Origin of the sequence: Candidatus Methylopumilus turicensis, assembly GCF_000953015.1 — a bacterium.
GTDB classification, from domain to species: domain Bacteria; phylum Pseudomonadota; class Gammaproteobacteria; order Burkholderiales; family Methylophilaceae; genus Methylopumilus_A; species Methylopumilus_A turicensis.
Genome location: NZ_LN794158.1, coordinates 1,008,197 through 1,034,753, shown reverse-complemented (window position 1 = coordinate 1,034,753; position 26,557 = coordinate 1,008,197). Strand labels below are relative to the sequence as shown.

General features: G+C 46.3%; 20 protein-coding genes, 4 tRNA genes and 1 pseudogene. 19 read left to right on the top strand and 6 right to left on the bottom strand.

Translation table 11 applies throughout. The features are described 5' to 3' along the window. Window position 1 precedes the first annotated feature (1 nt). Together acnB and BN1209_RS05230 are read left to right on the top strand one after the other, a co-directional pair. A pseudogene (gene acnB / locus BN1209_RS05235) lies at window positions 2–2,206 on the top strand (bifunctional aconitate hydratase 2/2-methylisocitrate dehydratase); the annotation flags it as partial. A 20-nt stretch (window positions 2,207–2,226) separates the two neighbouring features. Then, a complete protein-coding gene (locus tag BN1209_RS05230) occupies window positions 2,227–3,336 on the top strand; it encodes a DUF2914 domain-containing protein (protein WP_231855119.1) in 1,110 nt (369 codons plus the stop codon). A gap of 7 nt (window positions 3,337–3,343) precedes the next feature. Here BN1209_RS05230 and BN1209_RS05225 read toward each other — a convergent pair whose 3' ends face one another. Continuing rightward, the gene (locus BN1209_RS05225; RefSeq protein WP_045751978.1) at window positions 3,344–4,204 is read right to left on the bottom strand and encodes a 23S rRNA (adenine(2030)-N(6))-methyltransferase RlmJ; all 861 of its coding nucleotides are present in this window, start codon (window positions 4,202–4,204) and stop codon (window positions 3,344–3,346) included. 147 nt (window positions 4,205–4,351) lie between these two features. Between BN1209_RS05225 and BN1209_RS05220 the strand changes: the two genes are divergently transcribed. The 7 genes from BN1209_RS05220 to BN1209_RS05190 all read left to right on the top strand — a co-directional run bounded on the left by BN1209_RS05220 (window position 4,352) and on the right by BN1209_RS05190 (window position 8,337). Continuing rightward, entirely contained in the window at window positions 4,352–4,534 is a 183-nt protein-coding gene (locus BN1209_RS05220) for a tautomerase family protein (RefSeq protein ID WP_045751260.1), read from the top strand. A 50-nt stretch (window positions 4,535–4,584) separates the two neighbouring features. Further along, on the top strand, window positions 4,585–5,439 hold the full coding sequence (locus BN1209_RS05215) for a PA4780 family RIO1-like protein kinase (protein ID WP_045751259.1): 855 nt from the start codon (window positions 4,585–4,587) through the stop codon (window positions 5,437–5,439). Between the two features lie 12 nt (window positions 5,440–5,451). After that, complete coding sequence (uvrC, locus tag BN1209_RS05210; protein ID WP_045751258.1) at window positions 5,452–7,260, top strand: excinuclease ABC subunit UvrC; 1,809 nt, start codon at window positions 5,452–5,454, stop codon at window positions 7,258–7,260. Beyond that, window positions 7,260–7,832, top strand: coding sequence for a CDP-diacylglycerol--glycerol-3-phosphate 3-phosphatidyltransferase (gene pgsA, locus BN1209_RS05205; RefSeq protein ID WP_045751257.1), 573 nt, complete (start codon window positions 7,260–7,262; stop codon window positions 7,830–7,832). The genes uvrC and pgsA overlap by 1 nt, the downstream gene beginning before the upstream one ends. A 62-nt stretch (window positions 7,833–7,894) precedes the next feature. Then, window positions 7,895–7,970 (top strand) — tRNA-Gly (locus BN1209_RS05200). A 75-nt stretch (window positions 7,971–8,045) separates the two neighbouring features. Beyond that, window positions 8,046–8,119, top strand: a tRNA-Cys gene (locus BN1209_RS05195). Window positions 8,120–8,252: 133 nt separating this feature from the next. Further along, window positions 8,253–8,337, top strand: a tRNA-Leu gene (locus BN1209_RS05190). Window positions 8,338–8,441: 104 nt separating this feature from the next. Here BN1209_RS05190 and BN1209_RS05185 read toward each other — a convergent pair. Further along, a complete protein-coding gene (locus tag BN1209_RS05185) occupies window positions 8,442–8,912 on the bottom strand; it encodes an OmpH/Skp family outer membrane protein (protein WP_171816501.1) in 471 nt (156 codons plus the stop codon). 210 nt (window positions 8,913–9,122) lie between these two features. On the opposite strand from BN1209_RS05185, the gene BN1209_RS05180 reads away from it, so the two are divergent. Beyond that, window positions 9,123–9,779, top strand: coding sequence for a hypothetical protein (locus tag BN1209_RS05180; protein WP_231855118.1), 657 nt, complete (start codon window positions 9,123–9,125; stop codon window positions 9,777–9,779). A 57-nt stretch (window positions 9,780–9,836) separates the two neighbouring features. Then, window positions 9,837–9,912 (top strand) — tRNA-Arg (locus BN1209_RS05175). Between the two features lie 306 nt (window positions 9,913–10,218). On the opposite strand, the gene BN1209_RS05165 is transcribed toward BN1209_RS05175, so the two are convergent. Further along, window positions 10,219–12,129, bottom strand: a complete 1,911-nt coding sequence (locus BN1209_RS05165; RefSeq protein ID WP_045751254.1) for an ATP-binding cassette domain-containing protein — start codon at window positions 12,127–12,129, stop codon at window positions 10,219–10,221. Window positions 12,130–12,142: 13 nt separating this feature from the next. Further along, window positions 12,143–14,152, bottom strand: a complete 2,010-nt coding sequence (locus BN1209_RS05160) for a UvrD-helicase domain-containing protein (protein WP_045751253.1) — start codon at window positions 14,150–14,152, stop codon at window positions 12,143–12,145. 103 nt (window positions 14,153–14,255) lie between these two features. Here BN1209_RS05160 and BN1209_RS05155 point away from each other — a divergent pair, with 103 nt between their 5' ends. Next, complete coding sequence (locus BN1209_RS05155) at window positions 14,256–14,735, top strand: MEKHLA domain-containing protein (protein WP_045751252.1); 480 nt, start codon at window positions 14,256–14,258, stop codon at window positions 14,733–14,735. A 26-nt stretch (window positions 14,736–14,761) separates the two neighbouring features. After that, the gene (locus BN1209_RS05150) at window positions 14,762–15,013 is read left to right on the top strand and encodes a hypothetical protein (RefSeq protein ID WP_045751251.1); all 252 of its coding nucleotides are present in this window, start codon (window positions 14,762–14,764) and stop codon (window positions 15,011–15,013) included. Between the two features lie 2 nt (window positions 15,014–15,015). On the opposite strand, the gene ylqF is transcribed toward BN1209_RS05150, so the two are convergent. Continuing rightward, complete coding sequence (gene ylqF / locus BN1209_RS05145) at window positions 15,016–15,936, bottom strand: ribosome biogenesis GTPase YlqF (protein ID WP_045751976.1); 921 nt, start codon at window positions 15,934–15,936, stop codon at window positions 15,016–15,018. 212 nt (window positions 15,937–16,148) lie between these two features. Here ylqF and BN1209_RS05140 point away from each other — a divergent pair, with 212 nt between their 5' ends. Continuing rightward, window positions 16,149–16,967: a class I SAM-dependent methyltransferase gene (locus BN1209_RS05140; RefSeq protein ID WP_045751250.1), complete on the top strand. Its 819-nt coding sequence runs from the start codon at window positions 16,149–16,151 to the stop codon at window positions 16,965–16,967. An 18-nt stretch (window positions 16,968–16,985) separates the two neighbouring features. Next, entirely contained in the window at window positions 16,986–21,041 is a 4,056-nt protein-coding gene (gene hrpA / locus BN1209_RS05135; protein ID WP_045751249.1) for an ATP-dependent RNA helicase HrpA, read from the top strand. Between the two features lie 2 nt (window positions 21,042–21,043). Here hrpA and BN1209_RS05130 read toward each other — a convergent pair whose 3' ends face one another. Beyond that, window positions 21,044–22,063 (bottom strand): CobW family GTP-binding protein, encoded by a 1,020-nt coding sequence (locus tag BN1209_RS05130; protein ID WP_045751248.1) that lies wholly within the window; start codon window positions 22,061–22,063, stop codon window positions 21,044–21,046. Between the two features lie 249 nt (window positions 22,064–22,312). On the opposite strand from BN1209_RS05130, the gene BN1209_RS05125 reads away from it, so the two are divergent. The 4 genes from BN1209_RS05125 to BN1209_RS05110 are packed head-to-tail and all read left to right on the top strand — an operon-like array spanning window position 22,313 to window position 26,552. Then, on the top strand, window positions 22,313–24,208 hold the full coding sequence (locus tag BN1209_RS05125) for a ribonuclease catalytic domain-containing protein (protein ID WP_045751247.1): 1,896 nt from the start codon (window positions 22,313–22,315) through the stop codon (window positions 24,206–24,208). Then, window positions 24,209–25,012: a polyamine aminopropyltransferase gene (locus BN1209_RS05120; protein ID WP_045751246.1), complete on the top strand. Its 804-nt coding sequence runs from the start codon at window positions 24,209–24,211 to the stop codon at window positions 25,010–25,012. Between the two features lie 20 nt (window positions 25,013–25,032). Then, window positions 25,033–26,184, top strand: coding sequence for a THUMP domain-containing class I SAM-dependent RNA methyltransferase (locus tag BN1209_RS05115; protein WP_045751245.1), 1,152 nt, complete (start codon window positions 25,033–25,035; stop codon window positions 26,182–26,184). Continuing rightward, entirely contained in the window at window positions 26,184–26,552 is a 369-nt protein-coding gene (locus BN1209_RS05110; RefSeq protein WP_045751244.1) for a nucleotide pyrophosphohydrolase, read from the top strand. The genes BN1209_RS05115 and BN1209_RS05110 overlap by 1 nt, the downstream gene beginning before the upstream one ends. The last annotated feature ends 5 nt before the right edge of the window (window positions 26,553–26,557 follow it).

Genomic DNA, 26,557 nt, shown 5'->3' with positions numbered 1-26,557 from the left:
CGTCGCCACCAAGATGAAGGCCGGTAATGCCCATGCGAAGAAGCTCATTGAATCTTGGGCTGCTGGCGAATGGTTTACTGCACGCCCTAAACTTGCTGATGAAATCCGTGTGGTGGTGTTTAAGGTCGCTGGTGAAACCAATACCGATGATCTCTCTCCTGCACAAGAAGCTTGGTCTCGTCCTGATATCCCGCAGCACGCCAAAGCGATGCTCGTGAACAAGATGCCAGAAGCGTTAAGTGTGATCGAAGCGCTCAAAGCCAAACACGGCTTACCACTTGCTTATGTGGGTGATGTGGTGGGGACTGGTTCATCACGCAAGTCAGCGATTAACTCATTACAGTGGTATATGGGTGATGACATCCCTAACATCCCAAACAAACGCACTGGCGGTATCGTCATTGGCAGTAAGATTGCCCCAATCTTCTTTAACACTGCAGAAGACTCTGGTGCTTTCCCGATTCAATGTGATGTCAGCAAACTCAATACCGGTGATGTGATTGTGATTCGTCCGTATCAAGGCACCATTACTAAAGATACAGGTAGTCAAGATACTGGAAACGCAGGCGACGTCCTCGCCACCTTCGACATGGCACCGCTCACCATTGCCGATGAGGTGCGAGCCGGCGGCCGTATCCCCCTCATCATTGGGCGTGGCTTAACAACGAATGCACGCACGACATTAGGCTTACCCCCATCAGATCTCTTCATTCACCCCATTGCCCCTAAAGATACTGGCAAGGGTTATACGCTTGCCCAGAAGATGGTGGGCCGTGCTTGTGGGTTACCTGAAGGCGTAGGTGTACGTCCTGGTACTTACTGTGAACCGAAAGCCACCACCGTTGGCTCTCAAGACACCACAGGCGGCATGACCCGTGACGAACTTAAAGAACTCGCTTGCTTAGGCTTTAGCGCTGACTTAGTCATGCAAAGCTTCTGTCATACCGCCGCTTATCCTAAGCCTGTGGATATTAAGCTACAACACAGCTTGCCTGAGTTTATGTCTAGCCGTGGCGGTGTATCGCTGCGTCCTGGTGATGGCGTGATCCACTCTTGGCTTAACCGTATGGTGTTACCCGATACGGTCGGCACAGGGGGCGACTCACATACCCGTTTCCCCATTGGCATTTCCTTCCCAGCAGGTTCAGGCTTAGTCGCCTTTGCGGCGGCCATGGGGGTGATGCCTCTTGATATGCCTGAATCAGTCTTAGTGCGCTTTAAAGGCGAGATGCAGCCTGGCATTACTTTACGAGACTTAGTGAACGCGATTCCCTATGTGGCCATTCAAGCTGGTGAACTCACGACCGATAAGAAAGGCAAGAAGAACGTCTTTAACGGCCGCGTACTCGAGATTGAAGGCTTACCTGACCTGAAGGTCGAACAAGCCTTTGAGTTTGCTGATGCTTCTGCTGAACGTTCAGCCAACGGCTGTACCGTGCGCTTAAACAAAGAACCCGTCATCGAGTTTTTAAAGTCCAACATCGTGCTCATGCAAAACATGATCGATCATGATTATGAAGATGCACGTACACTCAAGCGCCGTATTGAAGCCATGGAAGCTTGGCTCGCGAATCCGCAGCTACTCGAACCAGATGCGGATGCAGAATATGCACACATCTTTGAGATTGATTTAAACCAAATCAAAGAACCGCTGGTGGCGTGTCCGAACGATCCTGATGACATCAAGCCACTGTCTGCAGTGCAAAACGACAAGATTGATGAAGTCTTTATCGGTAGCTGTATGACCAATATCGGTCATTACCGCGCAGCTGCCAAAGTATTAGAAGGTCAAGGCGCTATTCCAACCAGATTATGGATTGCACCACCGACAAGAATGGACGAAGCACAGCTGCGTGATGAAGGGGTTTACTCGACCTTTGGGATCGCAGGGGCGAGAACTGAAGTGCCTGGATGTTCTTTGTGTATGGGCAACCAAGCCAGAGTCGCAGACAAAGCCACCGTCTTCTCAACCAGCACACGTAACTTCGATAACCGCATGGGTAAAGATGCGCGTGTCTATCTAGGCTCTGCAGAACTCGCTGCGGTGTGTGCCAAACTAGGGCGCTTGCCAACAACGGCAGAGTACTTGCAAGTCGTGGGCGACACCATCAGCCAACATCACGCGCAAATCTATCAGTACCTCAACTTCAATTTGATGGATGAGTACAAAGCTAAAAAAGTGATCGGCATTGCGCAAGTTAATTAGTTTTTTTAAAGCTTCCTAGTGTGTTTAAGTTTCTGGGCCAATTTTTAGCACGATTCTTTAAGCTCGATACAACATTGAGCCTAAAGAATTTATTGCCAGCGATTGCATTCTTTGGGGGTTTTTTGTGGGATGCGCTTACCATTGGTCGCCAAATCAATCCTTCTGATTTGTGGTTTCTTGCAGGGTATTTACTTGCTGCAGGTTTGATTCTCTATTGGATGGGGCATAGAAGTCATGCGCATGCTTCCATGTCTGAAATGGAACAGCTGAAGCACTCCATTCGACCTGAGTGGCAAAAAAATGCGCCGATTTTTATCCTGCAATTTTTATTTGGTAGTTTGTTTAGCTGCTTATTTATTATGTATTTCAAAAGCGCGAACCACTTCCTTGCGCTCTTTTGGTCGCTGGGCTTGGCCTTTTTGCTTGTCGCAAATGAGTGTATTGACCATCACTATCAACGCTTTACCCTGACTTGGGCGCTTTTCGGCCTGTGTGCGATTTTAGTATTTAACTTTTTACTGCCTTTTATGCTGGGTAGTATTCTTGCTGTTTGGTTTTATTTGAGTACGTTCGCTGGCGCTACGCTGACGCATTATCTACGTAAAAAAACACCGGGATGCCCAGGTCGCGCATGGCCGGTTTGGGCGATTGCCGGCGTGTTAAGTCTGGCTTACATCTTAGATTTTATTCCCCCTGTCCCTTTAGTGAAGCGTGACATGCAAATCGGGCTGAATCTGGAAAAAAGTAATGGCGAGATGGTAATTTCGGTAGAAAAGTCCGCTTGGTATAAGCCTTGGCGTCTATTATCCAATGATCTTCATGTCCCTGCAGGAGCCCGTGTTTATTGTGTTTCAGCAGTGTTTGCGCCGAGTGGTATTAACACTTCGCTATATCATCGTTGGGAGCGTTACGATGAAAAGCTGGGCTGGCAAGCAGCTTCGCGGATTGGTTTTGGCTTATCAGGGGGCAGGCAGGGCGGCTTCCGTGGCTACACCTATAAACAGAATATTCAGTCCGGCGAATGGCGCATAAAAGTTGAAACGGAAGATGGAAGAACTTTAACCGTGTATCACTTTAATCTTTATACCGAGCCATCCACGGATACACATTTGGATGCCCGAAATATATAGCGTTTATTTAGCTAATATGGCTGTCGATTTCAAAGCTTGCACTGTCATCGACAGCAAGCTTTTCGGTTAAATACGGCATGGCCTCACTTAAAGTATTCGGTAGCGTCCAGGGCGGGTTCACAATAAACAAGCCACTGCCATACATGCCGAAGCCTTCAATAGCAGGCTCCTGAACCGTTAAACTTACATTCAGCCAACTTTTCAAATCGAGCTGCTTTAGTTTTTCCACCATTTGATGCGGTTCTGGACGTTGTAATAACGGATACCACACAATATAAGTGCCGGTTGCGAAGCGTTGTAGGCTGTCTTTGATCATTTCAACCACGCGTTGATAATCTTGTTTTTCTTCATAAGGCGGGTCTATCAATACCACCGCGCGGCGCGGTGGTGGTGGCAATATGGCTTTAATGCCTCCGAAGCCATTGCTCATGTCAATTTTAACCGTGCGTTGATGGCCTTTAAAGTTTTCTCGTAAGATATCAAAGTCGCTTGGATGTAGTTCAAATAAGCGCATGCGATCATCGGCTCTTAATAACGCTTGGGCGCATAGTGGAGAGCCTGGGTACATGTTGAGTTTGGCTGTTTTAGGGCTGCTGGGCTGATTTAAACTTTTAATGTAGCCCACGTAATTTAATAACGCTTGAGGTAAATCGTTTTCATTCCAAAGCTTGGCAATGCCAGATTCATACTCTGCATTTTGCGTGGCGTAGCCTGCGTCTAATGAGTACTTCCCAGCCCCTGCATGAGTGTCGATATACCAAAAGGGTTTGTCTTTTTGTGCTGTATGGGCGATCACTTGCATGAGCACAAAGTGTTTTAGTACATCGGCGTGATTGCCTGCATGGAAAGCGTGACGGTAACTGAGCATTGGTAAAGTGAGTAGATTAAAAACATGCACATTATAGCGCCATCAGGCTTTCTGCTTGGCGAATAAAGCAAAACTGCTAAAAACGACTGCTTTTTTGTTGTCTATAAGCTAGCATGTGGGCTTAGCGACGCTTCCAAGGAGAACATCATGCCTTACATTAATATTAAACATGCTGGCGCACTCAGTCGTGAGCAAAAAGCTGAGATTGCCAAAGAGGTGACTGAGACCATGCAACGCGTGGCCAATAAGCCCGCGAGCTATACCTACATTACTTTTGATGAAGTGGCTTATGAAGACTGGGCGATTGCAGGTAAGCTTTTAGATGAATAGTTTTAGTTTGATTAATTTAGCCTTATTAACAAATACATGAGTAAGTCTTAATGAAAATACCCGAAAGGCTCAAGCCGCTTGTTGAGGATGGCTTGGTCGATGATGTCACTCGTCAGTTGATGAGCGGAAAAGAAGCCACAGTTTATGTTGTGCGTTGCGGCGATGATGTTCGCTGTGCCAAAGTTTACAAAGAAGCGAATCAACGAAGTTTTAGGCAAAGTGTGGATTACACCGAGGGACGTAAAACTAAGAATAGTCGTCAAGCGCGTGCGATGGAAAAGGGTTCTAAATACGGCCGTAAGTTGCAAGAGCAGGCTTGGCAAAGCCATGAAGTGGATGCGCTTTATCGACTTGCGGCAGCAGGGGTTCGTGTACCTAAGCCGCATAATTTCTATGAGGGTGTGCTGCTCATGGAACTGGTCGTGGATGAAGAGGGTAACGCTGCGCCCAGGCTCAATGATATTGCTTTTACGCCAGAAGATGCGCTTAAATATCACGAAGTCTTGTTGCGTGAGGTTGTACGTATGCTGTGTGCAGGGATTATCCACGGTGACTTGTCTGAGTTTAATATCTTGCTGGCAAGTGATGGCCCTGTGATTATTGATTTGCCGCAAGCGGTCGATGCTGCAGGCAATAATCATGCCGAGGAGATGCTAGAACGCGATGTGAATAATTTAAGAGATTATTTTGGTCGTTTTTCACCAGAATTGCTTACTACGCAATATGCCAAAGAGATTTGGGATTTGTTCTCGCATGGCAATTTGACTGTTGAAACGCCATTAACCGGACGATTCCGCGAAAATACAAAAGCCGTTGATTTGAAGACAGTGATGCGTGTGATTGATGATGTGCGTATAGAAGAAGAGGCTAAGCGTTTGCGCTTGGCTGAGTTAGGAATTAAGTAATTAGTTTGAGTCATGACCGAGCCATTTAATCCCAAACCCATATTAAAAAACTTACCCAATTTGCCTGGTGTTTATCGCATGAAAAACGCGAGCGACGAGGTGATTTACGTTGGCAAGGCCAAAGACTTAAAAAAGCGCGTTTCTTCGTACTTTAATAAAAACCTGCCCAGCCCCCGCACGCGCATGATGGTGGCGCAAATCGTGGATATTGAAACGACGGTGACGCACACTGAGGCTGAAGCCCTACTGCTCGAGAATAATCTCATTAAAAGCTTTATGCCGCGTTACAACGTGTTGTTTCGCGATGATAAAACCTATCCTTATATCAGTTTAACTGGCGATGAGTATCCAAGGTTGGCGTTCCATCGCGGCACACAGCGTAAGGGTAATACCTATTTTGGGCCTTTCCCGAATTCGATTGCTGTGCGTGAAAGTATTCAACTGTTACAAAAAGTGTTTATGTTACGCACTTGTGAAAATACGGTTTTTGCTAATCGCACCCGGCCTTGTTTGCAATTTCAAATTGAGCGATGCACCGCGCCTTGTGTAGGCTTCATTTCGGAAGAAGATTATCGCCGCGATGTCAGTCACGCCACCATGTTTTTGCAGGGTAAAGAGCAGCAAGTCATGGATGAGCTTGGCGAAAAAATGATGAAAGCAGCCGAAACTGAAGCATATGAGTTAGCGGCAGTTTATCGCGATCGCATGCAAAGCTTGCGCCAAGTTCAGGCCAAGCAGTTTGTGAGTGATTTTGCAGTAAATGATGCGGACGTGATTGCTTGCGTGTCACACGAAGGTCAGCACTGCGTGAATTTGGTCATGATCCGTGGTGGCCGTCACCTAGGTGACAAAAGTTTTTTTCCGAAAAATGCAGATGGTGGTGAGCTGGAGGACACGATGCGTGCATTTTTAGAGCAATATTATGTGTCTCAAAAAGTGCCGCCGCTGATGATTGTGGGTGTGCCCATCGAAACCGAGGCTTTGGAAGAGGTTTTTACTGAGCAAGCAGGTCGTAAAGTGCGCATTAATACCAATCCTGTGGGTGATAAGCGGGTATGGATGAAAATGGCGGAAACCAATGCTGAGTTAGCGCTACAGCAACGCTCAGCGCAGCATTCGAATCAGCAAGCTAGATTGTTGGCTTTGCGCGAGGCTTTGGATTTGGGTGATAGCGTTGAGCGAATTGAGTGTTTCGATATTAGTCATACCATGGGAGAGGCAACGGTTGCGTCGTGTGTAGTGTTTGATAAAGGCGCGATGCAAAATTCAGAGTATCGTCGCTATAACATCACAGGCATTACACCTGGCGATGACTACGCGGCCATGCGAGATGCTTTAACTCGCCGTTACAAAAAAGTGGCAGCCGGCGAAGGTAAACGTCCAGATTTAGTGTTTATTGACGGCGGAAAAGGCCAGCTTGGCGTTGCGGTTGAGGTTATGCAAGAAGTCGGATTAGCTGATATCCTCTTGGTTGGCATCGCCAAAGGCGAAGAGCGCAGGCCTGGTTTGGAGCAAATGTTTTTCCCAGACAGGGACTCGCCAGTTGGGTTGAAGAAAGACCATATTGGGTTACATTTATTACAGCAAATTCGTGATGAAGCCCATCGATTCGCAATTACAGGGCACAGAGCAAGGCGAGCTAAAGCCCGCATGCATTCATCATTGGAAGATATCGATGGCATAGGCGCCAAACGCCGCAAGGCCTTGTTGGTCCGTTTTGGTGGTTTGGATGGTGTGAAAAATGCCAGTGTGGATGAACTCTCGCAAGTAGAAGGCATAAGCCAAATGTTGGCAGAAAAAATATATCAGGAGCTGCATTAATGTTTTGGAATTTACCTAACAGCCTGACAATGGCGAGGATTATCCTTATCCCAGTTTTTGTGGGCATTTTTTATGCGCAACCACACTATATTTCTCAGCATGCAGCAAATGTGCTTGCGACGGCAGTGTTTGGCTCAGCTGCGATTACCGATTGGCTAGACGGTTACTATGCCCGCAAGCTTAACCAAACCTCTGCTTTTGGCGCATTTCTAGATCCTGTGGCTGATAAATTAATGGTGGCTGCAGCGTTGATAGTGCTTGTTGAATTTAATCGCGTTGGTGCGCTTGTGGCGTTTATTATTATTGGCCGTGAAATCGCCATTAGCGCATTACGTGAATGGATGGCAGGGATTGGTGAGCGGGGGAGTGTTGCTGTTGCGATGGTGGGGAAAATAAAGACGGTGATGCAAATGGTCGCAATTCTTTTTCTGCTCTATTTCGATCCAATTTTAGGCATCAGCACAAAAATTATTGGGCAAATTTCAATCTACGTGGCGGTAATTTTGACATTAGTGTCAATGGCTTACTATTTGAAGGCTGCTTGGCCTCAAATGAACATTCACAAAAGCTAAAAATTAACCGCATTTTAGGCTTGACGACAGTCTGAAAACCCTTATAATGCTGGCTTCTTTACGCGGGAATAGCTCAGTTGGTAGAGCGCAACCTTGCCAAGGTTGAGGTCGCGAGTTCGAGACTCGTTTCCCGCTCCAAACAATTAAAAAAGGGAAAGCTAAGACGCTTTCCCTTTTTTAACTTATAACTCTCGATGCGGTTTGAGAGTTTATGGCGCGATAGCAAAGCGGTTATGCCGCGGCCTGCAAAGCCGTTTAGACCAGTTCGACTCTGGTTCGCGCCTCCAAATAAAAGGCCTAGCTAAATGCTAGGCCTTGTTTTTAAAAGATGTAGATATTTTTGCTTAAAAGCGTGAGTAAGGTTAAAATACGCACCGCAAAAGATCTAACAACTACGAGGCTTTCAGCGTAGTTCCATCCGCCCGGGTGGTGAAATTGGTAGACACAAGAGACTTAAAATCTCTCGCCTTATGGGCGTGCCGGTTCATTCCGGCCCCGGGCACCATTTTGGTTCGTTGATTTTTCAACAGACCACAGTCAAAAAAGCCCCATGAAGACACTAATCTTCATGGGGCTTTTTTATCAGAATTCGCTTACGTTATCAGTCAGCTATTTCAGTAACTTTAATACCTTGTCTGTCACGTCTACCTTAGCGCCAATGTAGCCACCAGTGTTGTAAAGAATCAGGTCGTAACCTTCACTTTGACCTAATGCCGTGACAGCCGCATTAATATTGTTTTGGAAATTGTTAAGCTCTTCTTGCTTGCGTAATAAAAAATCCTCGTGCTGTCGATTTTTTTTACGATCAAAATCAATTTTTAAATATTCAATTTCTTGGCGTTTAGAAATTAAGTCTCGTTGAGACAATCCAGCTGATTCTTTTTCAAGAGCAGCTTCTTTGTCTTGAATTTGTTTCCTAAACTTTTCTAGCTCTGCATTTCTTGGTTTAAATTCAACCATGAGTCTTTTACCCACATCAATGGATTGAGGTGACTGCATGACCACCTTCATTTGGATATAACCAACTTTGCTCCCAGCATCACTGTTAATCGCAAAAAACAGCAAGCAGGATGCAAACAAAAAATGACCAAAAGCTTTCAAGCAAAACCTCTTCATTGATTTAGTAATTACACGTTATTATAAGCGCAATTACTTATCGCTTGTTAGTGCCTTAACGCACAATAGCTTATAAATTCATGATGTATAAGGTGAATGATCATTAAAAAACGCATAAAAAAACAACTGATTTTTATATTGATGGCTAGCTTTTTGGCAGGGTGCGCTTCACAAGTGGCGCCTATTAATGGCAAACGTTTACTTGATCAAAAAGACGGAAGCTCGCTTGGACATTTGATGAAGTCTGACATTGATCGATTGGCTGATGTCGAGATGCGAGAAAACACGGAGAGTTTGCGCTTATTAATGACTAAGCTTTATAAGCGCAATCCTGCTGAGCTAAAAAAGAGCACGTCTGGTACTGTTGATGAGATGGTTGCTTGGGTGTTTGAAGGTGATCAAAAGTGGAGTTTTGAGATGCTGGGCGGCCTGAAGGAAACGGATGCCATTTACCTTGCATTTAAGGCCGAATATAAGGGTGATCGCGTATTGGCGTTAGTGGTTGGTCTGCAAACCATGGTCATTAAAGCGCGCGGTGGCAAGACTGAGTTCTTTTTGACTGATAGTGTTGATCCACAAAATGTTTACAATAGTGCGCGCAATGTTGAGATTGCAGCATGGAAGCTGTCTAACACCCGTGACGAGGCTGGCAAGTTGTATTTTCAGACTAATGAAATGAACGGCAAAGAACAAAACTTAAGTTTTGAGCGTGAAATTGGGCGTATGGTAGGCCGCATTGATTTGTATGCACTCACGCTTTCTGAAAAGTCTCAGCGCGGATTAACGAGATTCACCCAAGGTGTTGCATCAGCCTTATTCTTGCCTATATAGGCGTTCTGATTTGTGAGAAAATGACGCACTTCTTTTTGAGGTGTTTGTTTGCATTGCCCCTCCGTAGCTCAGTGGATAGAGCATCCCCCTCCTAAGGGGAGGGTCACACGTTCGATTCGTGTCGGGGGGACCAAACTTTTCAACCTAAAACCTTGCTAGACATTCATTTTTAGCATCACTAGAAGAAATGCTATAGCAATAGCTTTTTTCGTTCCCCACCACTGCTAGACAATAGTTTTTTCTGTCCTTGTCATTCACCGAGTAGCAATAAGACTTTTCATGTTTAGCTTGAGCAAGGCAAATGTTTTTTGAGTCTTGATTGCTGATCGAATAACAGCTTGATGCGTGAGCGTATGCGCTGATGCTGGAAATTAAAAGCAGCGTCAATAGTGTGAATTTAGATGTCATGCTAACTCCTTAAGCCAATGTTTTTGGGCGACTAAGCTGTATTTTTGCTTTCTAACGTTTCCCATCGCGCAATCGTATTTAATAGCATTTCATCCAGCTCAGTCAGGTTCATTTGCAGCGCAGTCGCTTTTTCTAAGTCCGTTTTATAAATCTCTGGGTCGGCTAGTGCTGAATTAATTGCTGCAATTTCAGTTTCAATTTGCTCTATTTTTTCTGGCAAATTCCCAAGTTCAAGCTGTTCTTTGTAGCTTAACTTTGCTTTAGCTGGCTTGGTGCTTGTATCGGCCGGTTTTTGCTCGCTGACTTTCGCTTTCGGTGAGTTGCTAATCGCGCTTGCACGTTGTTCAGTAAAACGTAACCAGTCGTCATAGCCACCACCAAATTCTGTGAGCTGGCCGTTGCCTTCAAACGCGATCACTTGTGTGACAGTATTTTCTAAGAAGGCGCGATCATGGCTGACTAGGAACAGGGTGCCAGGGAAATCTTGTAATAAGCTTTCCAGGAGTTCTAGCGTGTCGATGTCTAAGTCGTTCGTCGGTTCATCAAGTACCAATACATTAGATGGGCGTGCAAACAAGCGCGCAAGTAGCAAGCGATTGCGTTCGCCACCAGAAAGGGATTTTACTGGGGAGCGTGAGCGTTGAGGAGGAAATAAGAAGTCTTCCAAATAGCTGATGACGTGCTTGCGTTCGTTGCCAATTTCTACAAAGTCCGAACCGGGGCTAATCGTGTCAGCGAGCGTCGCTTCTTCATCTAATTGTTCGCGCATTTGGTCAAAGTAGGCCACGTTCATATTCGTGCCGCGCTGAATGATGCCTGAATCGGCTTCTTCTTCGCCTAGGATGAGTTTTAGGAGCGTTGTTTTGCCTATGCCATTAGGGCCAAGTAGGCCAATACGATCGCCACGGATAATGCGTGTCGTGAAACCATTTATCAATGTGCGGTCGCCATAGGCTTTCGTCACATTATCAAGTTCAGCCACAAGTTTGCCAGAGCGTTCACCAGCGTCAAGTGATAGCTTGACGTTGCCTTGACGTTCTCTACGCGCCGCGCGTTCTAAGCGCAATTTTTCTAACTGGCGCACACGGCCTTCATTGCGGGTGCGCCGCGCTTTAACGCCCTGGCGTATCCAAGCTTCTTCTTGGGCGAGCACTTTGTCGAACTTAGCGGCATGGGTCGCTTCAACAGCTAACAGTTCTTCTTTTTTGATGAGGTAGTTCTCATAATTTCCGACAAAATCTGTTAACTTGCCGCGATCTAGCTCCACAATGCGTGTTGCGAGTCGATTTAGGAATCGGCGATCATGGGTGATAAATAACACGCCACCGTTAAAGTTAAGCAATAGTTCTTCTAACCATTGAATCGCTTCTAAGTCCAAATGGTTGGTGGGCTCATCTAATAACAGCACCTCAGGATCAGCCACAAGAGCGCGCCCTAGCGCAACGCGCTTACGCCAGCCGCCAGAGAGTGAAGCAACCGGGGTGTCAGGATTCAAGCTTAATTTACTTAAAACAGTTTCCACTTTAGCTTGCATGCCCCAACCATCTTTAGCATCGAGTTCATGCTGAAGCTTTTGCATTTTTTCCATCAGCGCATCAATATCCGCATCTGCCGCGCCCATGCTGTGTGTGACTTCATGGTAATCCACCAAGATTTGTTGCATAGCGCCCAAGCCTTCGGCCACGGCTTCAAATACCGTGTGCTTAGGGTCTAAAACAGGCTCCTGCGGCACATAAACAATGCGTACTGAGGTTGCACGCCATACGTTGCCATCGTCTAGCTTAATTTCTCCTGCAATGACTTTGAGTAAGCTGGACTTACCCGCACCATTGCGACCAATCAAACCAACACGTTCGCCAGGGTCAAGCTGAAAAGAGGCTTTGTCTAGTAAAGCGTGATGGCCGAATGCGAGGGAAGCGTTGTCTAGGGTGATATGTGGCATGAATGCTTTCTAGTTAATTTGTGCTTTGGCCGAGCATGGCACGAATTTGCGCCATACGTTCTTTGCCATGTTCTTTGCTTGCAGCAGGGTCTGCGCTTGGGTTGCCAAAATGGCGAATATCATCTGCTGGCAACTCTTCAATAAAGCGGCTGGGTTCACAAATTTCAGTTTCGCCAGCGCGCTTACGTTTTTTGCACCAAGAAATGTTGAGTGATTTTTGTGCACGCGTAATGCCCACGTACATCAAGCGGCGCTCTTCTTCGATTTTGTCGTTATCTACGCTTTCACGGTGCGGCAAAATGCCTTCTTCAACGCCGATTAAAAACACGTGTCCGAACTCCAAGCCTTTAGCTGCATGGAGTGTCGACAATTTTACCGCATCAGGCTCGCCATCCTCACGACCTTCCAGCATACTCATTAAAGCGACCATTTGCGTCAGATTAAGTAAATCACGTGTTTCGCCATCGCCGTTGCCTTCCCCTTTTTTGGTTAGCCAGCCTACAAAGTCCAACACATTTTTCCATTTAGCCTCTGCTGAGCGTGGCTCTTCGGAGTCATACAAAAACGCCTCATATTGAATCGCGGTGAGCATGTCATTCAGCACCTCGCCCGCAGGGTCTTTCGTCGCGCGGTCTTGGAGTTTATTAATGTATTGGCAAAAAGTGAGTAAGTCATCTAATTGTCGCCCGCCAAGTTGGCGCTGAAACTCGCCCTCAAAAGCTGCAGCAAACAATGACATTTTATGTAAGCTCGCATATTCACCAAGGCGTTCTAGCGTGGTATTTCCTATGCCTTTTTTAGGCGTGGTTGCCGCGCGGATGAAAGCAGGGTCGTCATCCTCATTGGCAATGAGGCGCAAATAGCTGACTAAATCTTTAATCTCGGCTTTATCAAAAAACGATTGCCCACCAGAGATGGTGTAAGGGATTTTATGGTTACGCAGGTGTTGCTCGAATATGCGTGCTTGATGGTTCCCGCGATACAGAATCGCGTAGTCCGCATAGATAGTGCGGTTTTCAAACTTATGTGCCATCAGCTTCATCACTACTGATTCCGCCTCGTGCTCATCATCGCGTGCGGCACTCACTTGAATTAAATCGCCTGTGCCAAGCTCACTCCAAAGTTTTTTCTCAAATAGCTTTGGATTGTTTGAGATGACTTGGTTCGCCGCTCGCAAAATGCGCACGGTGGAGCGATAGTTTTGTTCTAGCTTAATGACTTTTAGGCGTGTGAAATCTTGAGTGAGTTGGCGTAAGTTTTCTACGTCTGCGCCACGCCAGCCATAAATCGCTTGGTCATCATCACCCACCGCAGTGAAATTGCCCTCAACCCCCGTAAGCAATTTGACCAATTTATATTGGCAAGTGTTGGTGTCTTGGTACTCATCAATGAGTAAGTATTTAAGTTTGTGCTGCCATTTGTTGAGCACTTCGGGGTGTTGCTCAAAAAGCTCAACGGGGAGTTTAATCAGGTCGTCAAAATCAACCGCTTGATAGGCTTTAAGCGTTTGTTGGTAGATTTGATAAACCTTAGCGGCTGCCACGGTTAATTCTTCATCGGCGGTAACTTTTACTTGGTCTGGCGTTAAAAATGCATTTTTCCAACTGGAGATTTGCCACTGTGTTTTACGTAGAAGTTGCTTATCCGTGGTTGCTAAAATGTCTGACAAAATCTTAAAGCTGTCAGATGAATCTAAAATCGAGAATTGTTTTTTATAACCCAGCACTTCGGCCTCTTGGCGCAATATTTGCATGCCAAGTGAGTGGAACGTCGAAATGGTTAAGCCTTTTGTGTTGACCCCAACGAGCAATTGGCTAACCCGCTCTTGCATCTCACGTGCGGCTTTGTTGGTAAACGTAATCGCCGCAATTTCTCTCGGTGCAAAGCCACACTCTTGAATAAGATAAGCGATTTTTTGAGTAATGACGCGTGTTTTGCCGCTACCAGCGCCAGCCAGCACGAGCAGGGGACCATCAAGATATTTTACGGCTTCGCGCTGAGGGGCGTTGAGGGTGTTTAACATTAGAGCTTTAAGTATTGAGAAAGACGCTTGCGTTTAAATTCAGGCTCGCAATTTTAACTTTTAAGGCTAACATTAGCTATCAAATCGTGGCATAGTTTGCGCCATGCAAGCCTCTCCATTTTTAGATGATTATCTTCATGCCCCTTTCTTGGTGCGCCATAGCCATTTATTAATGAGCAGTTATCAGTATTGGAAAGGTGAGCCTTTAATTCAGGATGGCGGCGATGCCTCAAAAGCTTTAATGGATTCCGCTTTTGCTATTGCTTCGCATCAAGCGGGGGATGATCCGATGTTTAATTACGCCAACCATCAAGCTTTGGCTTTGTTTAAGATGACGCCTGAAGAGATGCTAGGGTTGCCCTCACGTTATTCTGCTGAGCCTATGCTACGCGAAGCGCGGGCAGCGTTTTTGCATCAAGTGGCAACACATGGATTTATTGAAAACTATGCGGGTATTCGGATTGCTAAAGATGGTAGTCGCTTTTTAATCGAACAAGCGACGGTGTGGAACGTGGTGGAGGTTAGTTCACCTAAACAAGTGCTCGGTCAAGCCGTGATTATCAAGGCTTGGCATGCGCTATAACTGCTTTATAAAATCAAAGGGATATCATGAGATCAACGAAAGCGAGTAGTGCGGTAGAGCGTCTCAATAAACGTGGCGATCAAACCTACTCGATGGGGACTAACGGTAAGGGCTTGTTTTGGCTCTCTCAGCCCGGTGAAAATGGGGTGTCAGCTAAGCTTTGTGAGCCAATGACCATGGATGATTTTGTGATGTTCGTGAATGGCTTTGGGCCGCAAATCGTTAAGCGGGTGAGCAAGCTTGATGTGGAATTTAGCAAACAGCTTGTAAAAAAATAAAACTATTCTTCGCTGATCTCTTTGTCAGTGTCTTCTTCGGTCGCTGCCTCCGCGGGCACTTTTTTAGTTGCATCCATCATTTCTTGGCGGCTTGCTGGGGTTTCCAAGCTAATACGGCCGATGGTGCCAGCGCGGTATTCAGTTAAGAAAGTCACCGCAGTTTTTTCCATATCCCATTCGCCCGCTTTTAGCTTGTAAGAGCGGCGCTTTGCAATGGCCTCAAGCAAATCAATACCGTCCATACCCGACACATCTACTTTATAGCGAATCGCTAGTAAGGCTGGATAGCGCTTGAGTAAATTGTCAGCGAGGAAGATGGCCACATCTTCATCAATTACTGCATTACGGCCAATCGCGTGGCTGGCGGCCAACATAAAGCCATCTGATTTATACTGAATTTTTGGCCACATCATGCCAGGGGTGTCGGTAATGCTCATGAGTGGACTTAGTTCAAAGCGTTGCTGTGATTTAGTCACGGCAGGCTCATCACCTACTTTTGCTACCCGGCGATTAAGCAGGGCGTTCATGAACGTTGATTTACCCACGTTTGGAATGCCCATGATCATCATGCGTAGCGGTTTGATTGGGGAATCTCTGTGCGGCGCAAGCGCAGCGCAAAACTTAGGAATTCTTGCGGCATCGCCTGGTTTTTTACACGAAATAGCCACCGCTTTTACATTGGGCTGTTTGTTGTAATAGTTAAGCCATGCTTGCGTGACGGCAGGGTCAGCTAGGTCAGTTTTGTTAAGAATTTTAAGCTGCGGGCGTTGACGAAATAAACGCATTTCATCAATCATTGGGTTGTGGCTGGCCATAGGCACGCGGGCATCCAATACCTCGATGACAACGTCTGTGAACTCCATTGTCTCTTCGGCTTTTTTACGTGCTTGGGTCATGTGACCCGGATACCATTGTATTGCCATAAATCCTCGCTGAATATTTTTACTGACTTTGTCGGCATCGCCTTGCCGTGCAATGCGCACTGTCTGCGGCTCACCTTCGCGTCATTAAAAATATTGAGCAAGGATTGCCACTTGCCAGGTGACCAACTTAATGTAATGGCAAGTATTCTAACATTTCAGACTATGGCCGCGTTTTATTATTCAAAGGATGCGGCATCAGTTAAAATGCACGTATGACTTTAATTCCCGAAATCAAGCCGCATCAGTCCATTGAGTTGCTCAAGGCGCTACACATTCTGACGCGTGACGGTAAGCTCAATCAAGATACCCGCCGCAAGCTCAAGCAGGTGTATCACCTTTATCACTTTATCGAGCCTTTGCTGACTGAGTTGATGGAGGAGGGCGACAATATCACCTTGGTGGATCATGGTGCAGGCAAGTCATATTTGGGATTTATTCTTTACGATTTGTTTATGAAGCAGCATCAATCTGGCCATGTTGTGGGCATTGAGACGCGCGCTGAGTTGGTCCAAAAGTCTAAAGAGTTGGCCGAGCAATTACATTTTGAACGCATGGATTTTCATCATCTAAGCGTCGAGGAGTCGATGACTTCAGCGTTATTGCCAGAGCAAGTGGAAATTGTGACGGCATTGCATGCTTGTAATACTGCAACTGATGATGCCATTCGCTTTGGTTTAGAAAAGAACGCGAAGTTTATGGTGCTAGTCCCTTGCTGTCAGGCCGAAGTGGCTGAGGTGCTGCGTAAACATAAAAATGAGTCTTTCGGCAAAACGCCTTTGTCAGAAATTTGGCGTCATCCTATCCATACCCGTGAGTTTGGAAGCCAAATCACCAATGTATTGCGATGTCTTCAGTTAGAAGCGCACGGCTATCAGGTCACGGTGACAGAGCTTGTGGGTTGGGAGCACTCTATGAAGAATGAGCTGATTATCGCGCGCTACAAAAATAGCCCACGCAAAAACGCACAAGTCCGTTTGGCGCAAATCCTTGAAACGCTTAATTTGGAAGAGTTGCATACACGCTTCGCTTAAGTGTTGCTGAAGTCCCACATGAACAATCCCCAATCTATCACTCAGTTTAACCAAGCGCTTGCAACTTGCATGTTGGCAGACCGCCACGGTTTGCGTCGCAAGATACGCGATCTTTTCGATTTGCAAAAAGCCACCGAAAAAGCCACCGAAAAAGCCACCGAAAAAGCACCTGATGCGAAAGCCAGTCAAAAAATCGATAGGCTGTTGGCTGAAATTGTGCAAAAGATTTCATCTTCACATCAAAAATATCAAGCGCGTTTGAATGCTTTGCCTAAGCCTGAATATGAGCTTGATTTACCTGTAACTGCGCGCAAAGATGAAATTAAGTCGGCGATAGAGAAAAACCAGGTCGTGATTGTTTGCGGCGAAACAGGCTCTGGTAAAACCACGCAATTACCTAAAATCTGTTTAGAGCTTGGTCGTGGTATTAGCGGTTTAATTGGTCATACACAGCCACGGCGTATTGCGGCACGATCGGTGGCAAGTCGTATTGCGCAAGAGCTCAAGTCGCCATTGGGTGAGGTAGTGGGCTATAAAGTCCGCTTTAACGATAAGCTTTCAGAGTCTAGCTATATCAAGTTGATGACCGATGGTATTTTGCTGGCAGAAACGCAGGGTGACCATTTCCTTAATGCTTACGACACCATCATTATCGATGAGGCGCATGAGCGCAGTCTGAACATTGATTTCTTGCTGGGTTACCTTAAACAGCTACTTGTAAAACGTCCCGACTTAAAAGTGATTGTCACTTCCGCCACGATTGATGCGGATAGATTCTCTAAACACTTTGATGGCGCGCCTGTGATTGAGGTTTCTGGCCGTACCTATCCCGTTGAAATTCGGTATCGTCCGCTCGGTAAAGCTGGCTATAGTGCCCAAACTGTTGAAGATGATATTGGTGAGGATGACGATAATCTTTTTGGGATTAAACGCAAAGGCAAGACAGAAGCGCGTTGGCTGGAAGAAGACGATGCTGAAGAGGCGATTGAAGAAGCGATTTTAGATGCGGCAGATGATTTGCTTCGGCAAGGTGATGGCGACATCTTGGTATTTTTGCCAGGTGAGCATGAAATTCGCGATGTTGCAGAGCATTTAAGAAAATACCAAGGCCGTTCAGCCAAGCTAAAACATATTGAGGTCTTGCCACTGTTCGCAAGGCTTTCGATTGAAGACCAACAAAAAATCTTCCGTACCACAGGCACGCGCCGTATTGTGCTTGCTACTAACGTGGCTGAAACCTCACTGACTGTGCCGGGCATTAAGTATGTGATTGACGCAGGTCTGGCTAGAGTAAATCGTTACAGTAGCCGTGCCAAAGTTGAGCAATTGCAGATTGAAAAGATTAGTCAAGCCGCCGCTAAACAACGTGCCGGCCGATGCGGTCGTGTTTCAAACGGTATTTGTATCAGACTTTATGACGAGCAGGATTTTAATAGTCGCCCAGCGTTTACTGACCCTGAAATTCTGCGTAGTTCATTGGCCTCAGTCATCTTGCGGATGGCCGCATTACGCCTAGGCGATATTAGCCAGTTTCCCTTTATTGAAGCGCCTTCATCACGCCTCATTGCAGATGGCTATTTGCTATTGCAGGAGTTAGGCGCGGTCGATGCGAATCGTGAAATCACCGAGCTAGGTAAACAGCTTGCTCGTTTGCCTTTAGACCCAAGAGTCGGCCGCATGATTTTGGCCGCTAAACAAGAAGGCGTATTGCGCGAGATTTTGATTATCGCCAGTGCGCTTAGCATTCAAGACCCGCGTGAACGGCCAATGGATAAGCGTGAGGCGGCAGATCAAGCCCATGCTAAATTCGCAGATGAGCGCTCTGATTTCTTGGGCTATCTCAAGCTTTGGAATTTTTACGATGAAGCGCTCAAAACTAAAAAGTCGAATAAAGATTTGTTGGGTAAATGCCATCAAAACTTCCTGTCTTTCTTACGCCTAAAAGAATGGCGCGAGTTGCATGGACAAATCCGTGAAATCGCCGAAGAGTTAGATTTAAAGCCTAATGTGGAAGAGGCCGACTTAGATAAAAACTATGACCAAATTCACCGTGCTTTATTGTCTGGCTTGCTAGGCAATATCGGCTTTAAAGATGGCGAGGCGGATAGTTACTCAGGCGCACGCGGCATTCGCTTTACCATTGCGCCAGGTTCCGCACTCAAAAAGACTCGCCCTAAGTGGGTGATGGCGTCAGAGTTGATGGAAACTAGCAAGCTTTATGCGCGTTGTGTAGCCAAGATAGACCCCGATTGGATAGAGCCACTCGCAAGGAATCTCACGCAAAGTCATTACTCAGATCCACGTTGGGATAGAAAGCTCGCGCAAGTTTCCGCTTGGGAGCGTGTGAGCCTCTATGGGTTAACGATTATTCCTAAGCGCCGCGTGCATTACGGCCTCATTGATCCGCAAGAGTCGCGTGAGATTTTTGTGCGCGAGGCGTTGGCGAATATGGAGTTTGATACGCGCGCACCGTTCTTTGAAGCAAATCGTCATTTAATAGCACAGATTGAAGAGCTAGAGCACAAAGCCCGTCGTCAAGATGTGCTGGTGGATGAGCATGTTTTATTTGCTTTCTATGACAAGATTATTCCGCAAGGAATATATAACGGCGCAAGTTTTGAAAAGTGGCGAAAAGAGGCGGAAGAAAAAGTGCCGCGTCTGCTCTATCTCACTAAAGATGCCTTGATGCGTCATGGTGCGGCCGGGGTCACAGAGGCTCAATTCCCCGAAAGCTTTGTAATGGATGGTGCCACGCTCCCGCTTAAATATCGCTTTGAACCAGGTCATCCGCTGGATGGTGTGACCACGACCGTGCCCCTAGCATTGCTTAATCAATTAAACCCTGCGCAGGCAGATTGGTTGGTGCCAGGCATGGTGCGAGAAAAGATTACAGGGCTTATCAAAGCCCTACCCAAAGCCTTACGCCGCGTTTGTGTGCCAGTGCCAGATTTTGTGACGGGCTTTTTAGAGCAAGCACAATATGAGCAAGCCTTAATGCCTGCATTGGCTGAGTACATTCAGAAACAGACCACACTTAAGCTATCAGTGGCGGATTTTGATTTGAGTGGTATGACAGATCACTTGCGCATGAACTTTAGCGTGGTCGATGAAAAAAGCCGCGAATTAGGTATGGGCCGCGATTGGAACGCACTGAAGGCGCAATTAGGAAGTGCTGCACAACTCACCTTTAGAAGCAGTTCCCCAAGCATTGAGAAAACAGGCCTCAAGCAATGGGACTTTGGCGATTTACCTAAAACGCTCACCTTCACAAAAGAAGGTCATCAGCTCACTGGCTACCCAGCGCTTGAAGACAATAAAGATAACGTAGCGGTAAAGCTGTTTGATACTGAAACGATGGCTCATCAAGCCCATAGAATGGGCGTGTGCAGGCTGATGCGTTTTGAGCTAAAAGAGCAAATGAAACAGCTTGAAAAAGGTCTGCCACAATTTAATCAATATGCGCTGTTGTTACGCAATCTGATTTCGCCAGATGATTTACGTGAGGATATGTTGCTTGCCATTAGTGACAGAGCATTTATTGGTGAGGATGATTTGCCGCGCACGAATGCAGAGTTTATGACGCTCAAACAGCGCGCGCGAACGCGCTTGCCAGCAGTGGTGGACTCCTCGTCAAGACTTGCCGCAGGAATTGCACAAGAGTATTTAGCACTCACCCAAAAGCTGGGTACCTTGCCGCCCAATATGGCGCGTGTGAAAAAAGAAGTCGAAGAACAATTAGCGTTGTTATTACCTAAGAAGTTTTTTAGCCAAACGCCGTGGGAGCGATTGCAACATCTTCCTCGCTATCTCAAAGCCTTAAAACTGCGTCTTGATAAATATCCAAGTGCGATAGACCGCGATGCCAAAAGTGCACAAAACGTACAAATGGTCTGGCAACGCTGGCAAGATAAAGTGAGTAATTTGCGCAAAGCCAATGCCGAGGTGAGTGAGGCGTTAGCAGATTATCGTTGGTTGATAGAAGAACTGCGCGTGTCATTGTTTGCGCAAGAGTTAAAAACGGCGTTCCCTGTATCGACTAAACGGCTGGATAAGATTTGGGAAGATTTGAAGTAGTACTAAATCCGCATCATTTCATTTCTAATGGCCGCTTCATCTAAGCCTTTGCCAATCAACACAAGCCGAGAAATCGGCTTTTCTTCTTTCCAGTCCGTGAGCATGGTTGGTGTGTAGAGCGTTTTATGCACGGCGTGGACAGCAATTGGGTCTGGCTGGTCATCGGCATGGACAATGCCTTTCATTCTCAGCAACTGTTCGCCGTGGGTGGCGCATAGCCATGCTAGCTTAGGCTCGAGCAGGTCATAACTAAGTGGCATGGGTAGCGCAATGGTGAAGCTGGTAATGCCCTCATCGTGGGCTTCTTTAAACAGCCCTGCGTTTTTCTTAGTGGGTGCGCGTAACCAGCGTTCTGGTTTGGCCTCTTGGTTGCTGCTATCAAACAAACCAATCTCGATAATATGAATTGGGTCGATTTGGCCTTGCATGACTTGGTATTGGGTTGCGCCCGGGTTGATTTCACTGAGCGCTGTTTCTAAAGCGTTTATTTGTTCTGCATTTGCTAAGTCTGGTTTGGTAATGAGGAGCACATCTGCCACAGCCGCTTGTTTTCTGGCCTCGGCGTGGGCTTTTAGTTGCTCTAATCCATAAACGCTATCTACGGTCACCACCACAGCATCTAATCGGTAAGTAGAACTAATGACGGGTTCGTTGAGCAAACTACCCATAATCGGCCCTGGGTCTGCCATGCCTGTGGTTTCAATAATCAGGCGTTTAAATTCAGGAATGGCTGAAAGTGCGCGTTTGAAGAATAAATCACGAAGTGTATCTGCCATTTCGGTGGTGAGCGTACAACATAAGCAACCTGATTCTAATAAAACTGTATTGTCGGCAATGTGTTGGCTTTCAACTTTGCGCTCTAAATTTTTAGCAAGAATGTCATCTAGGCCTGTCGCGCCCAGCTCGTTAATGATGACGGCAGTGTCTTTCATGCCAGAGTGGTTGAGCAACTTGTTTAGAAGTGTCGTTTTTCCAGAACCAAGAAAACCCGTTAATAAAGTAATGGGGATGCGATTATCCATAAAAAATCAAAGTTTCTTTGTGATGCTGCGTTACTCACCAAAAAATCTCTCCTTGTATATCAAACATATGCGGCGTCCAATTTTTAGGTTCGCGCCTTGCCTGACTTAGAAACTTGGATTTTTGGAAAATAAGCCTAGCCGTTGTTTTGCAAATAAAGTGACATCTTAGCTGTGTTATCTCAAGCGCGGAACTGAAAGCACTGTAAAATGTGCGCAATTGAATTTTGAACGTACTGTGACGCCCAAGTAATGAATGTATTTTTTGAAGAAGATGGTGGCTTTAAAGTCGCTTCAGTGATGTCTGAGACCGCAGGTGCTTTGCAGGTGGAATCGGCCAGCGGTAAGCGTTCTAAAATTAAAGCGGCGAATGTGCTACTGAGGTTTGAAAGCGCGTTAGCAAGCTTTATGGAAGCAGCAAATACTGAGGCTGAATGCTTGGAAGTGCCATTTTTGTGGGAATGTTGCGGCGAGCCTGAGTTTGGCTTTGAAGAGCTCGCTAAAGAATATTACGGTAAGGCACCAAGTGCGATTGAATCTGCTGCGGTTGCCATGCGTTTGCATAGTGCGCCAGTTTACTTTTATCGCAAAGGTAAGGGTCGATATAAAGCGGCGCCACCAGATACGCTAAAGGCCGCATTAGCTGCGCTTGAGAAAAAGCGTGTGCAGGCTGAAAAAATTCAATTATTCGTTGAGCAGTTAAAAGCGAAGCAAATGCCAGAAGAGTTGGCGCTTAAGCTAGATATGCTGCTTTATGAGCCTGATAAAAATAGCATGGAGTGGAAAGCTGTTGAACAAGCTTCTGCTGAACTTCATGTGAATCCTATTCAAGTGATTTCTTATGCTGGTGGCATTGCATCTAACCACGATTATCACTTGGGTGCATTTTTGCGCGAGTACTTTCCTAAAGGCATTCAGTTTGCGGAGGGCTTGTCATTGACTGATATGTCGCAAGATTTACCGCCTGCTGAAGTGGAAGCTTTCAGTATTGATGACAGCACGACGACTGAAATTGACGATGCCTTTTCGATTCAAACATTACCCGATGGTGCACACCGAGTTGGCATCCATATTGCCGCCCCAGCGCTAGGTATTGCGCCCCATACGCCTTTAGATGAAGTAGCCTTGCATCGCCTGTCTACCGTGTATATGCCGGGCAACAAAATTACCATGTTGCCTGAGTTTGCAATTACGCCGTTTAGCTTAAACGAAGGAGAGTGGAGGCCTGCACTTTCGATGTATTTAGATGTGGCGGCGGACTTAACAATTAGCAACCGCCATAGCAAAGTAGAGCTAGTTCATGTGACGGATAATCTGCGCCATGATACTTTGGAACCTTACTTCAACGAAGATACCTTAGCTGAAGATAACGGCCATCCTTACTGGGCGAAGCTTTTTTTGTTATTTAATTTGGCTGAATCGCTTGAAAAAGGGCGTGGCAAGCATGACCCAAACCGTCCAATTCAAATTGATTACAACTTTTATGTTGAGGATGGCAAAGTGCGCATCGTCGGCCGTCGTCGTGGTTCACCGATGGATAAGCTAGTGGCTGAATTAATGATAGAAGCCAACAGCCAATGGGGTGCTTTGCTTGCTGAACATCAAGTACCAGGGATTTATCGTGCGCAAAATGGCGGTAAGGTTTATATGACGACGCAAGCTGATTCGCATCAAGGCTTGGGTGTGGCGCAATATGCTTGGAGCACTTCCCCGTTGCGTCGTGCAGTCGACTTAGTGAATCAGCGCCAAATCATTGCCGTGGTGCAAGGGGATGAGCCAACTTATCCGCAAAATAGCGATGAGCTTGCAATGATTATGCGGCATTTTGATTTAACGTATAACGCTTACGGCGATTTCCAAACGCGTATGGAGCGATTCTGGTGCTTGCAGTATTTGGTACAAGAAAACGTACAGGAGATTTCAGCCACGGTTTGGCGTGAAAACTTAGTGCGTTTTGATCATATGCCTTACATTACCAAGGTGCATAGTTTGCCTGAATTGCCTGTAGGCACCCGTGTGACATTAGAAATTAAGCGTATTGATACATTGATGATGGAAATCGATACGCGCTTCAAGGCTGCGGAAGAAGCGCCCGTGGTGACGGATGTGCTGATTGATGACAGCAAGGGTGTGGAGGAAGTGCTTTAAATGAGAAGTTTCGGACGAAGAATCTCCAGAGCCGTGCATAAAGGCATGACTGGTGAAGAGAGCGTTGATGTCAGCGAAATGGATGGTGTGCGCTCTCTATATCTTGGTTCAGAAACCGTGCAAAGTGCGATGCGTGTCAAAGTGCCTGATGAGCTAGAGCTTGCTTACTCACGTGGCATGATGATGTTTTTGCTGTTCATGAAGCAGCCTAAAGAGGTGTTGATGATCGGTTTGGGCGGTGGTTCTATTCCAAAATACATTCACCACTTTTTACCTGAGATGCAAACCCGAGTTGTTGAGATTAATCCGCGTATTATTCAAGTGGCACGCAGCCACTTTTACTTGCCTGATGATGACGATAGATTAGAAGTAATCGAAGGCGACGGTGTTGTTTATCTCCAAGAAAACAACGGTGCAGCTGATGTGCTTTTGCTTGATATCTTTGACAGCCAAGGGGTTCCGCCCGAGATGTACAATCAAGCTTTTTTTGATACTTGTGAAGCGTCCTTGCGATTAGATGGCATGATGGCGGTTAATCTGTGGGGTTCAGATAAGAACTTCGATATCTATTTGCAACGCATTGAGCAAAGTTTCCATGGCCGTGTATTGGTTTTACGCACAGGACGCCCAGGCAATATCGTGGTGTTTGGCTTTAAACGCCCACCACGCGATTTAAGATGGTCAACCTTAAGAGTCCGTGCAAAAGCCCTCCAAGAACATCACAAAATAGAGTTTCTTGAGTTTGTTGAGAAACTCAAAGATGAAAATTTAAGCACTACTAATCGCCTCTTATTCGAAGCGTAAATTTAAAGAAAGTATTACACATGAGTCAGCACAATTTTTTCGCCACTTGCCCGCGCGGTCTTGAAGCCTTATTGGCGGATGAGCTTGCCAGTATTGGCGCAAAAGCCATTCAAGCCACAGATGGTGGGGTGGGTTTTAGCGGTGATTTGGCTGTTTGCTACAAAGCTAATCTTGAAAGCCGTATTGCGACACGTATTATGTGGCGCGTGGCGAGTGGTAAGTATGCGACTGAAGATGATTTGTTTAATGCTGCTTACAAGCTCGATTGGCCAAGCTGGTTTAAAGTCAGTAATAACTTTATGGTCAAGGTGACGGGTGTGAAATGTCCGCTCAAGAGCCTAGAGTTTGCAACACTGCGTATTAAGGACGCGGTATGTGATAAGTTCCGTCAGGCCGTTAAAAGCCGCCCATATATTGATACCAAAGAGCCAGATGTGCGCATTCATGCTTATTTAGCGGCTGATAGCTATCAATTCTATTTGGATACATCAGGCAATGCGCTTTATCAGCGTGGTTTGCGTCGCGCCAGCATTGAAGCGCCTTTGCGTGAGAACTTAGCGGCTGGCATTATTAAGCTTTCTGGCTGGAAGCCAGGGCAGCCGTTTCTAGACCCAATGTGCGGTAGTGGTACTTTCTTGCTAGAGGCGACGATGATGGCCCTCAATATTGCACCTGGCAGTCATCGTGGCTTTGGCTTTGAAAAGCTGCTGAATTTTGACGCGAAACTTTGGAATAGCTTGCGTGAAGATGCTAGGAAAAAAGCTAAACCAGTTAAATTCTCTAAGATTTACGGTAGTGATATGGATTTGCGTGCCGTGCGTGTGGCCAAGCAAAATTTAGAGCAAGCGGGATTGTTAGAGGCCGTACAGATTGCGCAGTTAGAGTTTACTCAAGTGCCAGCGCCAGCAGGAGATGGTGTGCTGGTGACGAATCCACCTTATGGGGTGCGTATCGGTGAAGACGAAGAATTAGCTGCGCTTTACCCGAAAATGGGGGAGACCTTGAAGCGCAACTTCGCTGGCTGGAGTGCTTATTTTCTCACCAATGATATGCGTCTGCCTAAAATGATGCGCCTAGCGCCGACGAAACGCACACCGCTCTTTAACGGGCCTCTAGAGTGCCGTTTGTTTGAAATTAAGCTAGTGGCAGGATCGAATCGAAAGGAAAAATAATGGCGGATAGCTTGGCTGAATTGCGTCAAAAAATTGATGCTTTCGTAAATGAACGTGATTGGGCTCAATTTCACTCACCTAAGAACCTTGCAATGGCGATGATTGTTGAGGCTGCTGAATTGGTGGAGCATTTTCAGTGGGACACCATCCAGGAAAGCTACGACTTAAGCGCTGAGAAGCGCCAGGAGGTAGCACATGAGCTTGCTGATACTTTTGTGTATTTGCTGCGATTGGCGGAGGTGACGGGCATCGATTTAATTAAAGCAGCTCACGAAAAAATAGCCTTAAATGCCATTAAGTATCCAGTAGAAAAGGCAAAAGGTAGTAATGCAAAATATACGGTTTATCAGGAAATGAGTGAAAAGTAGAGTTG